Here is a 15475-nt window from a genome sequence, read left to right on the forward strand (position 1 = left end):
GCGATATATTACGTTTATAAGAAAAGAGAAAGTCTTCCACATAACAAAAAAAGGGGAAAAACAGTGCATCATTGTTCATCACAACATACTTTCAAATTGAGTTTATTGTTTTTAAGTTTATTCAGTTTTGATAGCTACGCAGAAATAGCCACGCCGCCCATAGGTGTGATCATCCAACCACCACAAAGTCAGAATCCCACTCCCAATATTGAACGAGCAGAAATCAAATCGGATGCCTCTGTCTCAAACATTCAGCCTGTATCAGAGCAACGAGGGATTATTTTTGTTAAACAGATTGAATTTAAACATGACTTACAAACAGTTTCTGATACCGAACTGCAAGATTTTATTGCGCCATATCTAGGAAAAAACTACCGCTTATCTGAATTTAAAAAGATCACGGAGCAATTAGAGCAATGGTTAGCCAATAAGCATGGTCTGATTAAAGCCCGCGTTTGGATACCGCTGCAAGAAATACAAAATCAGACAGTTCGACTTGATATTACACAAGGTACAGTGGGGAAATATCAAGTTTCCGAGAAGCTAAATGGTACAAAAAGTGAGCAAAAACTGATTGAACTGGCACAGCAATATCTAGCTTCAGGTGCAGCTATCACTCAGACTCAACTTGAACAAACTGCTTATCGAGTCATTGATTATTTACGCCAACCCATCCAAGTAGTGCTATTACCGACCTCACAGCTTGGAGTCTATAATGTTTTATTGGATGTGGCTCAACCATTAGATGCAACTGCTAGTATTACATTCGATAATACAGGTAGTCGTTATACTTCTGTATTTCGGGACAATACTGCACTGACGATTTATCACCCATTTTCTGATGCCGACCAATTACAGCTTGCAGGACAATGGATGAATAATTATCAACGTTCATGGCTGCTGCGTTATGAACGCCCTTTCCTGTCAGGATGGCGTGTTGGTGTTGAGGGACAATATAGCGATTATCAACTTTGTTGTGAATTTAAACCTTTAGATGCTGAGGGGCAAAGCATTCAAGCAAGTATCAATGCGTTTTATACTATACAGCGTCAACGTGAACAGAGTATTTGGCTAGGTGGACGAGCTAAATATTGGAATGGACGCAATCAACAACTGAATCAAAAAACTACTGATCGACGGTTAAGTAGTATTTCTTTGATTGGACAAGGCACCTGGTCAGGCAATACTGATCAATTTTTACAGCTTGAATTAACAGCAGGAAATGCGGATCTCAGCCATCAAACCGCCGATGAAGCACTGGATCAAATCTCTGCGGATATTGCAGATGATTATTATAAAGCTACGCTTGATTATCAAGTGAATTATCCTTTTACGCCACAACAGAACTTGTATTTATATGCCAAAGGACAATGGGCAAATAAAAACCTCGATTCAAGTGAAAAAATCAGTATGGGGGGATTATCTGCTATTCGTGCCTATCCATACGGAGAGGCGATGGGTGATTTAGGTACAGTGCTGCAAGCCGAATACCGTTATCAAATCTTGCCAACATTGCAAACCAAAGCTTTCTATGATGTGGGCTATGTACGCCGTAATGCTCAACCGTGGCAAATCGGTTTAGACAATCAATATACCTTACAGGGGGCAGGTCTAGGGCTGACTTGGCAACCAGTGCCACAAGCGCAATTACAACTGATTGGCGCAGCAAAACTTGGCTCAAATGCAGGGCGCGATAGCAACGGCAACGACAGTGATGGGCGTGATAGTCGGGTACGTGGCTGGATTGTGGGTTCTTGGTCATTCTAAATAACAAAAAATAGTGAGGAAAATGATATGTTCCGTTTAAATACAATTTCTATGGCAGTGATGGCCAGCCTATATCTGAACACAGCATTGGCTGTTCCAAATAATGCTTTGCCAACGGGTGGACAAGTCACACAAGGACAAGCCCAGATTCAACAATCTATGAGCCAGATGCAAATTCAGCAGCAAAGCCAAAAAGCTGTGATTGACTGGAATAGTTTTAATATCGGTCAGCAAGCCAGTGTGACTTTTCAACAACCTAATGCTCAGGCGGCAACCTTAAACCGTGTGCTAAATGGCTCGAGTGAAATTGCAGGTCAACTCAATTCCAATGGACAAGTCTATTTGCTTAATCCAAATGGGGTGTTGTTTAGCCCAACGGCTCAGGTCAATACGGGGAGTCTAGTGGTTGCAACAGCAACGCTGAGTGATGATGAGTTTTTACAGGGTAAGGGCGTATTACAACACGGTACTGATGGTACGATTGTCAATCAGGGTAATCTTACTGCTGCACAGGGTGGGCAGATTGTGTTATCTAGTCGTCAAATTGACAATATGGGAACAATTCAAGCCGAACAAGGGCAAGTTCAACTGTTAGCAGGTCAAAGCACTCGGGTCAATATCACGGCTGATGGTCTGATTCAAACCGAACTACAGGCAGGACAAACCAGTGGGGCAATCCAGAATAGCGGTAAAATCAGTGCAACAGGCGGTCAACTGGATTTATTTGCATCGGGTACAGACAGTCATATTCAACATACAGGGATTGCAGAAGCACAAAGTATTTTAAACAAAGAAGGTAAAATTTACCTTGTTGCAGGCTATGAGGGACAAAGTATTGCACCAAAAACAGGTAAAACTGTTCTAGATGGTGTGTTAGATGCATCTGCACCGAATGGTGGACATGGTGGTTTTATTGAAACCAGTGCAGCACAGGTCAAGATTACTGATCAAGCTAAAGTCACAACCAAAGCAACACAGGGCAATACAGGGACATGGTTGATTGACCCAACTGATTTTACCATTGCTGCAGGCAATGACGCACAAACTGTAAGTGGAATTGGAGCAACGACTTTAGAAAATAACTTAAACAATACCAGTGTTGCAATTTCAACCAGTAGTACAGGCACAGAACAGGGTGATATTTATGTGAATGCTCCTGTTTCGTGGGCGGCAAATGAACTCACATTAACGGCTCACAATGATATTCATGTGAATGCTGAAATGAATGTGAGTGGTGGCGGTACATTAGCACTGAATACAGGTACAAATGGTACAGTCAAAATGGCTATGGGTGAAAATGATTTTGTTGGAAAAGTGAATTTCCAAGAGGTTGGAGATAATTTACTAACGATAAATGGTCAGGGTTATCGAGTTATTAATGATCTGGGACTTGAGGGAAGTACGACCAATACTGATTTACAGGGTATATGGGGAACAAATTATTTAGGACATTATGCACTAGGAAAAGATATTGATGCTGCTGCAACATTAACTTGGAATAATGGCACAGGTTTTCAACCTTTGTTATTAAATAACCAAAATTTAAATGGTTTAGGTCATACAATAACAGATTTATCTATCAATAGACCAACAGAAAATAATATTGGATTGATTGGATCAAATATACTTGGAAAAATCAGTAATATTGGTCTAATGAATACAAATATTACAGGTCAAGATACAGTTGGCGGTTTGGTTGGAAATCATGTTGGAGCAATAAATAATAGTTTTGTGACGGGTGATATTAAAGGTTTAATTGATGTTGGTGGCTTAGTTGGTCTCGCTGATTCTTATTATGTAGTAGATAATGGTATTTCTACCCGATTATCAGGAGATATTCGTCATAGTTATGCACAAGCGAATGTTTTTGGAAGTGGTGGCGTTGGTGGTTTAGTTGGTGTAAATGTTGAAGGTCTTTATGACAGTTATGCGACAGGTAATGTGGGTGGGACGAATTTTATTGGCGGTTTAGTTGGTAATAATGGGGGAACAATAGCAGATACTTATGCGACTGGGGTAGTCAATGGTGTTGGTGGAATTGGTGGTTTGATTGGTGATAACACAGGAAAAATGAGTAATAGTTATGCGATAGGTGCGGTGACAGGAACAAGCAATTTGGGCGGTTTAGTTGGTACGAATCAAGGGTCTATTACGAACGGATATTGGAACACTGAAACCACAAGTCAAAGCAATGCTGTAGGTTTGGAAAATGGTTCAACGATTGCCACAGGTTTAACCACAACTCAAATGCAACAAGCTGCAAGCTTTTCTAACTGGGGGACAGATATTGATGCACAAGGTGGTACAGATGCAACATGGCGGATTTATGAGGGACATACCACACCATTATTAAGAAGTTTTTTAAGACCTGTAATAGTAACAGTCAATGCCTTACCAAATAACAATATTACACAGGTCTATAATGGAAATGTTCAAGTAGGCAACTTTTCAGCTATTTATTCTTATTCTGATTTATCTGCACAGGGTAAATTGTTTGAGAATAATGCAACGATATCAGCAAGTGGTCGTAATGTCGGTTCATATATGGCGACATTTAGCCAGGATTTATATTCAGATAATCAGCTTGGTTATGATGTTTCAGTTGTCAATAATACTTCAAATAATCCAAATACTTTGAAAATCACTCCTGCAACCTTAACATTGAATGCTGTAGCTGACAGCAAAGTTTATGATGGTACAACAATTTCTGCTGGTATCGTCAATATCACAGGTGTACAAACAGGTGATACGGTTACAGCTACACAAGAGTTTGATAGTAAAAATGCAGGTACTCGTACATTAAATGTAATAAATCCTATTATCAATGATGGTAATGGTGGTGATAACTATAATGTCACCGTCAGTCAAGCAGTTAATCAAGGTGAAATCACTCCTAGGTTTTTAATGGGTACAGTAGATGTAAATGGCTTTATTCGTGAATATGATGGTACAACCAATATTAATTCTAATTTTGGTCTAGAAAATCAAGTGATAGGGGATGATATAGGAATCAGTGGTTATATTGGCTTTCAAGATAAAAATGTAGGAACTGCAAAACCAATCGTTTTTGATTATATATTGTTTGGAAATGATGTTGCTAACTATCAATTTATAAGTGCAATGATGCAGGCAGCAGTTGCAGACATAGGAGTTGCAAATCGGATTACCCCTAAAGCTATTGATGTCACAGGGATTACCGCCAATGACCGCGTCTATGATGGTACACGTAATGCAACTTTAAATACGGGCAATGCGCAATATACAGGCATGATTTCAGGAGATAATTTAACGGTTGCCAATGCAGTTGGTCAGTTCCAAGATAAAAATGCAGGACAAAATAAAGCGGTTGATATTACAGCGATTGCGTTGGGTGGCACAGATGCAACAAACTATAATTTGGTCAATGATACTGCAACAACCACAGCGAATATCAGTAAAGCCAATATTCAAAATGTCACAGGGATTACCGCCAATGACCGCGTCTATGATGGTACACGTAATGCAACTTTAAATACGGGCAATGCGCAATATACAGGCATGATTTCAGGAGATAATTTAATAGTTGCAAATGCAGTTGGTCAGTTCCAAGATAAAAATGCAGGACAAAACAAAGCTGTTGATATTACAGCGATTGCTTTAGATGGCACAGATGCAGCCAATTACAATCTGCTAAGTAATACTGCAAGCACCACAGCCAATATCAGTAAAGCTTCAGCAACCGTGACAGGCAATAGTTTGAGTACGGTTTACAATGGTCAAAATCAAAATGTAAACGGATTTACTGCAACAGGCTTGGTCAATGGTGAGATAGAAGCTGTACTTACAGGTGTCACTGCCACAGGTGCAACAGCAAGAAATGCAGGAATATATCGTAATACAGTCTCAGGCACAGACCAAAATTATGATTTAACACTGGTGAATGGGGCATTGCAGATTAATCAGGCGATCCTACAAAACGTCACAGGGATTACAGCGAATGATAAAACCTACGATGGCACAACCGATGCAACATTAAACACTAATGCTGCTCAGTTTAACAGTATGGTTGCAGGAGATGATCTCAATGTTGCTACTGCGTCAGGGCAATTTAAGAATAAAGATATAGGCACAAATAAAATAGTGACTATTACAGGGATTCGTTTAGGCGGAGCGGATGCAAGTAATTATCGTTTAAGCAATAATACTGCAATGACAACAGCGAATATTAATCCAGAAAATATTCAAGTTAGTTGTGATGTACTGGGAACATGCTCACTACCTCCGTCACCACCTGTATCTCCTGTATGTGAAGATTGTGGGACGAATGAACCATTATTAGTTGCTACTGTTGCTGAATGTGATAGTAAAGATACAGAAGAAGTTGCTAAAAACTGTATTCTAAAACCGAAAATTGTAATTCAGACTGAAGAACAACCTCGTGATGATGATGGGACACCTGCAACCCCAATTCAAACTAAACGAGCTTTGATTATTGCCAATGGAACTTATACTGACCAGCATATAGCTAAGCTATCAGGAGTTTACGAAGATCAAAAAGCAGTAGAACAGATGCTGAAAGCACAAGGCTATACGACAACAGCAGTGGTTGATGGCACTCGTGAACAAATGATTACAGCTTTAAATCAACTAATTAAAGATAGTGGTGAAGATGATAGTGTTCTGATTTACTATGCAGGACATGGTACAGTTCAAAGCCAGTCTTCGGTGGGATATTGGTTTCCTGTTGATGCCAGTTTAAAGAGAAAAAATGGTAAACGCCCTGAAACAACATGGATGTCAAGTATCGATATCGCCAATTTTATCAGTGGAATTAAAGCTAAACAAATTTTACTGGTATCTGATAGCTGTTTTTCAGGCAGTTTAAGCTATGAAACAGCCTTACAACGTGAACCTGAATTACCGAGCAATGCAGTATTGAAACGCCGTTCAGTTATGGTGATGACCTCTGGTAGTGAAGAAAAGGTACAAGATCAGGATAAATATGCGAATAATGGTTTATCACCATTTGCAAATGCTTTTATTGCTCAGCTTAATAAAATGGACATAGAGAAAGAGTTACGTGGGCAAAATGCCTATAAATTTATTTATCAAGGTATTACCAGTCGTTATCAACAATATCCAACTTACGGGGCATTGCCATCGGCTAGACATAATGCAGGCGGAGAATATTTATTCTTGAAATAATGTAGGCATCAAAAAATGGGCAGTGTTACAGATACTGCCCATTTTCTTTTAGTGGTGAGAATGATCTTCTGGTGTAGATGTTAGAGTTGTTGGTTCTATTGCAGAGGGTGCTGTTGTAGGCGTTTTTATTGGGGTTGTTTCTTCTTTCACAGCTGTTTTGGCTGCTTCCAGTTGACGGACAACACCTGAAAATAACACTTGTTTTTGATCACGTACCAAGAAAACAAAAGGACGATTAAAGCTGATTTGGGGAATATTGGCAGCCAAAGAACGTTTACCAATGACCGCAGTTGCTGCTGCGGCTTCTGCCCCTTGTTCATCCCATTCAATTGTGGCTTGATGTAAACCTTTAAGTTGTTTGACCTGGTCATCAATCAGTAACTGATCAAGCTGCCAAGTGGAAATGTTAGGGAACAGTTGGGTTAGATTAATTTTATCGCCAGTGAGTTTAATTTTGGGTAAGGCGAGATCAATTTTTTGAGTTTGTTGAGCCTGATCAAGTTGATATAACACTTGTGTTGTTGGCAAGGCAAGTGGGGTTTTTTCAGGGGGTAATAATAATGATAATAGGGTTTGCCCATCATGGAACGGCAAATTTACCATTGTCCAATTTTGTGCCTGTGCGGATGATACAGAGAGGGTATTGTTCATGGTTGCTACAGAGACGGTTTTTTGATTGGCATTTTTAAAAGTTTGTAGTGCCGTTTTATAGTCCTCAAAAGGCATTTGCCATTGAGCTTTAAAATAAGCTGCATTAGTTAAAACCACTTGCGCATTTTGAACATCAGTCGCATCCAGTAATTGGGTAATATGTTGTTTAGTTTTTTCCGCAATATCCTGATTAATGAGAGCAGCAGCTTGTTGGGCATTGTTAAAATCAATGGTTTGTATTGAACCGTGTAAGATTCTTTGATATTGCTCAACAAATTTTGTTTGAACTTTAGCTTGTTGATTATACCAAGTCTGATTCCATGATTGATAACTTGGGCTATATGTTGCTAAATGCAGTTGCTCAAATTGTGATGTATTTTGGAATTGCGGTAAAAACCAAGTTGGACGTACTAATTGAGTTGGTTTAGAACTTGCCAATAATAAAGCCAAACCACTTTCCGCTAGACTTTGAGGGGAAAATATCAAATTTTGTTTTTTATTGTGTTTGGATAAGCTGTCGAGTATTGCGAGGCTCATGGCTGTCTGACTAATCACTTCACCAGATGCATCCAGTTCTGTCTGAACACATTTCTCAGTTGGATTGAGATTCTGTTTTGCACATAAGTTTACAGGTGCTGGTATAGATTCTTGAGCTGTTGTAGGTTGCTTTTCCAATGTGGTGGGCTGAGTAATTTCGGTTTGATTGGTGACGACTGGAACAGCCAGTTGAGCTTGTAAATCAGCACTTTTTAACGCACGATGCTGGGCTAAAGTGGCATTCATCAATTGTTGTGGTGTTAATTTAACAAAAATATATTCAGTTGTTTGGGACTGGATTTTAACCTTGTTTTTATTTAACCATGCCAAGAGTTGTTTTTGTTGTTTAGGTTGGCTATATAGCATAATGTCTAAATGTGTTTGATCTTTCTGGTTTAAAGCCTGTTGTAATGCTGTGCTATATCGTGGGAATTGGGCATTATTTTTTGCTATTGGCGTGCTTTGCGCTAACGTCGTGATGGCAGCTTGACTCATGCTTAGATGAGAAGCTGAATCAGGAGGAGCTTGTTCCACTATGGTATTGATTTGAGGATTTTCTGTCGTTGGTGTTGTAGATGTTGCAGTTTCTTCTGCTTCAATCATTGGGGCACATAAACTGATGGATGCAATCAATAAAGATTTTTTAATTAAAGATAGATTGAAATGGTGCATGATCATAGTCTCGACTGAGTTTTTTAATTATAAGTTTAAACGAGTCAAAAAAGCTTTCGGGTTATATGAGAAAATAATAAAATTTTAAAGCAACTTTAAAAAAATGACTCGTCTTAGTGATAGCGTGAAATTAGGAAGCTTTGATCATTGAGAAAAAGCTGAAAATATAGATAAATGTAGCAGGGCAGTTGTAAGTAGCAACATTCACTGTTGCAATCACGTCAAACTCTGTTCAATGAACAAAAAATAGCGTTACAATGCAGTGTTCTTGTATGACTACAAACAACTCCTCAATTTATATAAATCAAGGAAAGCATAATCCTATGTCACGTCTTGCCACTCGTTTTGAACAGCTTAAATCTCAGCACCGTAAAGCGCTTGTTTCTTATGTTATGGCAGGAGATCCGCATCCACAAGTCACAGTTCCACTGCTTCATCAAATGGTTGAAGCAGGCGTTGATGTGGTTGAGTTGGGCTTGCCATTCTCGGACCCAATGGCGGATGGTCCAGTAATTGCCTTAGCTGCTGAACGTGCTTTAGCAGGTGGATCGAGCACACTCGATGCTTTGAATATGGTGAAAGAATTTCGCGAAAAAGATCAAACGACACCCATTGTTTTAATGGGGTATTTAAATCCTGTTGAAGTGATTGGTTATGAAAAGTTTGTGGCTTATGCGAAAGATTGTGGTGTTGATGGTGTACTTTTGGTGGACTTACCCCCTGAAGAATCAAAGCAATTTGGCGATGTCTTAAAACAAAATGAGATGGATCAAATTTTCTTACTCGCACCAACATCAACTGATAAACGTATTCAGCATGTTGTAAATCAAGCCAGTGGCTTTGTTTACTATGTGTCGTTAAAAGGTGTGACAGGTGCAGCAACACTAGATACCTCTGAAGCAGCAGCTCGTATTGCGAAAATTAAGAGCATGACTAACGTTCCTGTTGGAGTTGGTTTTGGGATTAGTGATGCAGCTTCTGCAAAAGCAATGGGTCAAGTTGCTGATGCCGTAATCGTAGGAAGTGCTTTCGTTAAATCTTTTGCGACATTGCCAGCAGACGAAGCTGTGCAACAGACGGTGAATAAAGTGAAGGAGCTTCGAGCCGCGCTCGATGAGTTAGTATGAGTCAAGAATTAACAGCAGGGAAGGTTCTGAGCCCATCAACGCCTTGGACAGAGCGTCAAGTGCCTGGTATTCAAGTTGCGAATGAACAACAAACATTCAAAGCAACATTTACGGAACCAACCATTGAATGTCCTGAATGTCATGCCTTAGTAACACGTACGGCAATGTCATTTAATGCCTACGTATGCCCACAATGCGATGAGCATTTGCGTATGAAAGCCCGTGATCGTTTGAATTGGTTCTTTGATCAGGTCAACTCGGAGCTGGGTCAGGAATTTAGTGCCAAAGACCCACTAAAATTTGTGGATAGTAGACCCTATCCAGAACGTATGCGTGAGGCGCAGGACAAAACAGGTGAATCAGAAGCACTGGTGGTGATGCAGGGCTCGCTCAAAGGTCTGGATTTGGTGGCATGTGCCTTTGAGTTTGAATTCATGGGCGGTTCAATGGGCACTGTGGTCGGTGATCGCTTTGTACAGGCGGCTGAAAAAGCGATTGATCTACATCAACCATTGGTGTGTTTCGCAGCTTCGGGTGGCGCACGTATGCAGGAAGGCATGTTGTCCCTGATGCAAATGGCACGGACCTCTGCGGCGATCCAGAAAATGAAAGAGGCTCGTGTGCCTTATCTGGTAGTACTGACCCATCCTGTTTATGGGGGGGTAACCGCCTCACTGGCAATGCTGGGAGATGTCCATCTGGCGGAACCGAAAGCGATGATTGGTTTTGCAGGTAAACGCGTCATTGAACAAACAGTTCGCGAGAAGTTAGAAGAACCATTCCAGCGTGCAGAATATTTGCTTGATCATGGCGTGGTCGATCAGATTGTTCATCGTCATGCATTACGTGATACTGTATATCGACTCGTAGCTAAACTGATGAATTTACCTTGAAACTGGACGCACCACATTCTACAGATACATTAACAACATGGCTCGATTATTGGGGCCATGTTCATGTTACAGGCATTGATTTAGGTTTAGAGCGCGTAATTCCCGTTGCTGAAAAGTTGGGAGTTATGCAACCTCAAGCAAAAGTTTTTACTGTGGCAGGAACGAATGGTAAAGGCTCAACAACAACGACACTCGCTGCAATTTTAAATGCACAAGGTTATAAAGTTGGTTTATATCAATCACCGCATATTTATCGTTTTAATGAGCGGGTAAAACTTGCTGGGATTGAAGTTGATGATCAAAGCTTAGTTGATGCATTTGTGTTGGTTGACCAAGCCCGCCGAGAATGTGATTTATCATTGTCCTTTTTTGAAGCAACCACTTTGGCTGCTTTTCTTATTTTTAAACTAAAACAATGTGATGTCTGGGTACTTGAGGTTGGCTTAGGCGGTCGTCTGGATGTCGTGAATGTGATTGATCCTGATATTGCCGTGATTACCAATATTGGTTTAGATCATGTCGATTGGTTAGGTGACACGATAGAAAAAATCGCCTTTGAGAAAGCAGGGATTATTCGCCCGAATATTCCAGTGGTATTTGCGGGTCAACAACAATTACCCCAAGCGATTCAAGATAAAGTAGCTGAAACTCAAGCAGATCTATATGCGCTAAATCGAGATTATTTTTATCAACTTAATGACGATGGTCAAACTTGGTCATTTGCATCCTCTGGCACAACGCTAAAACTGCCAATCGGTCAGCTTGCATTAGATAATATTTCGGCTGCTGTTGCAGCGGTACTGGTGAGTGGTATTGAGGTCTCTCAGGCAGCGATTGCAACAGGTATTCAGCAAGCACGTTTGCAAGGTCGTTTTGAAATACGGCAAATTCAAGACAAAACAGTGATTTTTGATGCTGGACATAATCCACATGGCGTCGAATTTTTATTGAATCAATTGCGAAAATTCTTAAAATACAATAAACAGTACACAGATGTTGTCGCAGTATTTTCAATGTTGGCAGATAAAGATATCTCGTCTGTCACCGATTTACTAAAAACAACAGTAAAAGATTGGTTTATTGCTAGTTTAAATGTACCTAGAGCAGCCCCATTGCATCAATTACATGATGCATTACAAGGTCAACAGGTATATGAGTACGGTAATATCCAGCAAGCCTTTGAAGATGTGCTGAAGCAAAGTAATAACAATCAGCTGATTTTAGTCTGTGGATCGTTTCATACCTTAGAAGCGGTTTGGGAGTATTTAGAACAATGTCAATGAATAACAAACAACGCTGGATGGGAGGCGTTGTTCTATTGGGTGGAGGCGTTTTATTGGCAGCATTACTCCTTAAAGGTAATGACGAAATAGGGCATGACAAAACGCAAACGGCAATTACACACCCAATTGCTAAAACAGAACCTAAAACTCAAACAGCTCAATCGACCCAAGAAGGTGAAATGGTTTCATTACAACCATTAGCCGTAGATGTTGAGACAGAAAAAAGATTGCTTGAAGAACAACGCCGTTCTCGTGAGAAAGCCGTTGCTGAACAAGAAGCACGTGCAGCTGATTTTCTAAAAATGCAACAAGAAGCTGAAGCAGCTGCTGCGCGTAAAGCAGCCGAAGAATACGCTGCAATTAATGCACGCCGTACAGCCGAACAGGAAAGCTCTGATAACATTCCGCCAGAGCTTGGCGAAGATGATAAAGCTAAGACACAACGAGCGACCGAAGAAAAAAATAAATTAGATGAAAAGAAAAAATTAGAACAGCAAAAAGCAGATCAGCAGAAAAGTGATACTGATAAAAAGTTAGCGGAAGACAAGCGCAAGGCTGAAGCCGAAAAAAAGTTGGCAGAAGAGAAGCGTAAGGCAGAAGCTGAAAAAAAGGCTGAGGAAGATAAGCGTAAAGCTGACGCTGATAAAAAAGCGTTAGAAGAAAAGCGTAAAGTTGAGGCAGACAAGAAAGTTGCCGAAGATAAACGTAAAGCCGAAGCTGAGAAAAAAGCAGCTGAAGAGAAGCGTAAAGCTGAAGCTGAGAAAAAATCGGCTGACGAGAAAAAGCGTAAAGCTGATGCTGAGAAAAAAGCCGAAGCTGAAAAGGCTCGTGATCTCATGGAAAATGGAGATAAAAAGTGGATGGTACAAGTTGCATTGGCTGCCAACCAAGCCAATGCAGATGCAGTTGTATCTAAATTGCGTGCCAAAGGTTATAAGGTTACAACAAGCCCGACTTCAAAAGGAATTCGTATCATGGTTGGACCATCGAAGGACCGAGATGTTGCAGATGCAGCACGTAAAAAAATTACCTCTGATGAAAGTTTAAATATGAAATCAGCGTGGGTGATTGATTGGGTTCCACTTGATCAGCGATAACAAAAGATAAACGACGAGATCAAAGCTGGAAAGCGTCTGGTTTTGACCTTGTTACAAGTGTTCTATTTCTGCGGGCAGTGAGTACAAGATGAGTAGCGGCTTTAAGATATTAGAACACTTTATATTTTCAGAGGATTCGAGTGTTAGTGCACTTTCTGGCGCGGCTTGTGTGGGGGATGATCTCTACTTGGTTGGAGATGATGTGGGTTACTTACTCAAAACTGACCGAAAAAATAACATCAATCGTGCGACTAATTTTGAAAAAATTCCATTATTTGAACAGCCTAAGCATACGACACTAACGGTATTTAGTAAAAAAACTAAACCAGACTTTGAAGCGCTTAGCTGTATTCGCTTTGACGGACAACCTCAGTTACTAGTGATGGGTTCAGGTTCTACAGAAAATCGAAAAAAAGCATTATTGTATAATCCAGCTGATCATCAGGTTCATGTTTTACTTGATACCTCGGATTATGATTTCTTAGAACATTGTTTGGCGTTGACTGGTGGCGCTGATCTCAATATAGAAGCAGTTTGTTCAGATCAAAACAATTTATACATTTTTCAACGTGGCAATATCAATCGTTTTCATGGTGTTTTAGTCTTTGATTTAATACAGATTCAAAATGGAAAATCATTAGAATGTGCGCTCAAAAAATCATTCAATCTGACATTACCAGAGCTTGAAGGGGCAGCAAGTGGTATTTCTGATGCTTATTTTTTTGTGGAGAAAAATCTAATTGTTGCCACTGCTGCGGTTGAGCAAACATTAAATACTTATGATGATGGCGCGGTGCTAGGCAGTTTTATTTTGGTGTTATCGCCTGAGGGAAAAATTTTATATACACATCTGATTCAGGATTCTAAAGGACAAACTCTTGCTATTAAAGTAGAAGGAATTATATGGCTAGAGTCGACATCTGATGGTGAGGTATTTTTATTGGTCACGGATAGCGATGGTGGTGATTCTGAAATTTTTAAAATATTACTTAGCAACTCTGTTTTTGCCAATTCTTCAGCTTAGTTCGTATTTCTTAGGTTACCATTCAGCTTATAAAATTAGGTTTTTTAAAGCCCAATAAAAAATGCATAAAACCCAAAAATTAAAGAAACAAATCTTACACGTCCAACATTTATCTCTCTAAAAATTGGATTTAATCTAAAGCTCATCTCGCAAACTAAATAGGTGCTGGATTCGAAAGTTGTTGTTGAATCCATTTTACATTTTCAGGGGTGAAAAGATGGTCAATATTTTTCCAAATGATATGATAGCCGTATCCTCCTTGTTTCATTTCTTTAACCGCATCTTCAATTGCCCAATGCTCAAAAATAATTCGATACATCGCAATTGTGGCACCAGTTCGATCTGAGCCATGATAGCAATGCACTAAGATTTTCTGGTTTTGTTGTTTAGCAGTTTGAATAACACGCATTGCTTCTAACAAGTCTTTACGATTGATTGCCCAAGTATTGATTGGAATGTGTACCAGATTAAAAGGCTGATCTTTTAAAACTTTGGCATCTTCATTTCTAGCTCTCAAATTGATAACCGTATTAATTTGATGAGCTTCAAGGCTTGGGATCAAATCAATACTTGGCTGTTCGCTACGAAAAACATCTGAACTAATTTGATAAAAATTATAGCTATTAGAAATAAGAGTTCCCCAATTTTGAGGACGTTGGTTTTTTTCTAAACTTGAGTGTTGCATACACCCAGAAACATTAAGCGTTGATAAAAGAACAACAGTGATAAGCGCTTTTTTCATATTATTGATAACGATCAAATTCAACAGGATCATGCGCACAAATTAACTCAATACTCGGTTCATGTTGAGCCAGATATTGTAACTGTTTAAGGTTATGTAACCTTTGTCGATTATCTTCTGCCAATAAACGGCGAATTCAAACATGAGGTGCGACAGTTTGAAAAGTCTTATGATAATCAACAAGCTGAGCAAATTTCTCTAATGGTGTAAGCCAATCTAACGCTTTTCTAGGACGAGTATTCAGTGACATGGCAACTTGATTTAAATAATGCTGATCTGCCTGATTTAAATCAATCCCTTTAGGTAAATATTGCCTAATTAAACCATTCATATTTTCGCATGTGCCTTTTTGCCAGGGTGAATGTGGGTCACAGAAATATACATCTATGCCTAAATCTTCTTCAAGTATTTTATGTTCTGCCATCTCGCGTCCACGGTCATAGGTCAACGTTTTACGCAGTTCTGCAGGTAAATATTTCAGAGCTTCAGTTAAAGCCT

10 protein-coding genes and 1 pseudogene are annotated in these 15475 nt (G+C 39.7%); 7 read left to right on the forward strand and 4 right to left on the reverse strand.

Features of this window, described 5'->3' with window-relative positions:
• The first annotated feature begins 63 nt into the window (after nt 1-63).
• The gene (locus NO346_RS12515) at nt 64-1767 is read left to right on the forward strand and encodes a ShlB/FhaC/HecB family hemolysin secretion/activation protein (RefSeq protein ID WP_256415366.1); all 1704 of its coding nucleotides are present in this window, start codon (nt 64-66) and stop codon (nt 1765-1767) included.
• 27 nt (nt 1768-1794) lie between these two features.
• Nucleotides 1795-6951, forward strand: a complete 5157-nt coding sequence (locus NO346_RS12520) for a YDG domain-containing protein (RefSeq protein ID WP_256415367.1) — start codon at nt 1795-1797, stop codon at nt 6949-6951.
• Between the two features lie 48 nt (nt 6952-6999).
• On the opposite strand, the gene NO346_RS12525 is transcribed toward NO346_RS12520, so the two are convergent.
• Nucleotides 7000-8811 carry a serpin family protein gene (locus NO346_RS12525; RefSeq protein WP_256415368.1) on the reverse strand — a complete coding sequence of 604 codons (1812 nt, stop codon included), beginning with the start codon at nt 8809-8811 and terminating at the stop codon, nt 7000-7002.
• Nucleotides 8812-9134: 323 nt separating this feature from the next.
• On the opposite strand from NO346_RS12525, the gene trpA reads away from it, so the two are divergent.
• The 5 genes from trpA to NO346_RS12550 all read left to right on the forward strand — a co-directional run bounded on the left by trpA (nt 9135) and on the right by NO346_RS12550 (nt 14235).
• Nucleotides 9135-9938: a tryptophan synthase subunit alpha gene (gene trpA, locus NO346_RS12530; protein ID WP_256415369.1), complete on the forward strand. Its 804-nt coding sequence runs from the start codon at nt 9135-9137 to the stop codon at nt 9936-9938.
• Entirely contained in the window at nt 9935-10831 is an 897-nt protein-coding gene (gene accD, locus NO346_RS12535; RefSeq protein ID WP_256415370.1) for an acetyl-CoA carboxylase, carboxyltransferase subunit beta, read from the forward strand. Before trpA ends, accD begins: the two co-directional genes overlap by 4 nt.
• On the forward strand, nt 10828-12114 hold the full coding sequence (gene folC, locus NO346_RS12540) for a bifunctional tetrahydrofolate synthase/dihydrofolate synthase (protein ID WP_256415371.1): 1287 nt from the start codon (nt 10828-10830) through the stop codon (nt 12112-12114). Before accD ends, folC begins: the two co-directional genes overlap by 4 nt.
• Nucleotides 12105-13211, forward strand: coding sequence for an SPOR domain-containing protein (locus NO346_RS12545; RefSeq protein ID WP_256415372.1), 1107 nt, complete (start codon nt 12105-12107; stop codon nt 13209-13211). The genes folC and NO346_RS12545 overlap by 10 nt, the downstream gene beginning before the upstream one ends.
• A gap of 88 nt (nt 13212-13299) precedes the next feature.
• Nucleotides 13300-14235, forward strand: a complete 936-nt coding sequence (locus NO346_RS12550) for a hypothetical protein (RefSeq protein ID WP_256415373.1) — start codon at nt 13300-13302, stop codon at nt 14233-14235.
• 154 nt (nt 14236-14389) lie between these two features.
• Here NO346_RS12550 and NO346_RS12555 read toward each other — a convergent pair whose 3' ends face one another.
• The 3 genes and pseudogenes from NO346_RS12555 to NO346_RS12565 all read right to left on the reverse strand — a co-directional run.
• Complete coding sequence (locus tag NO346_RS12555) at nt 14390-14977, reverse strand: dual specificity protein phosphatase family protein (RefSeq protein WP_256415374.1); 588 nt, start codon at nt 14975-14977, stop codon at nt 14390-14392.
• A 1-nt stretch (nt 14978) separates the two neighbouring features.
• A pseudogene (locus NO346_RS12560) lies at nt 14979-15107 on the reverse strand (MBL fold metallo-hydrolase); the annotation flags it as partial.
• A gap of 6 nt (nt 15108-15113) precedes the next feature.
• Nucleotides 15114-15475 (reverse strand): IS30 family transposase (locus NO346_RS12565; protein WP_031977624.1); only part of this gene is annotated, 362 nt, incomplete at its 5' end.

Origin of the sequence: Acinetobacter sp. 5862 (assembly GCF_024494585.1) — a bacterium.
GTDB lineage: Bacteria > Pseudomonadota > Gammaproteobacteria > Pseudomonadales > Moraxellaceae > Acinetobacter.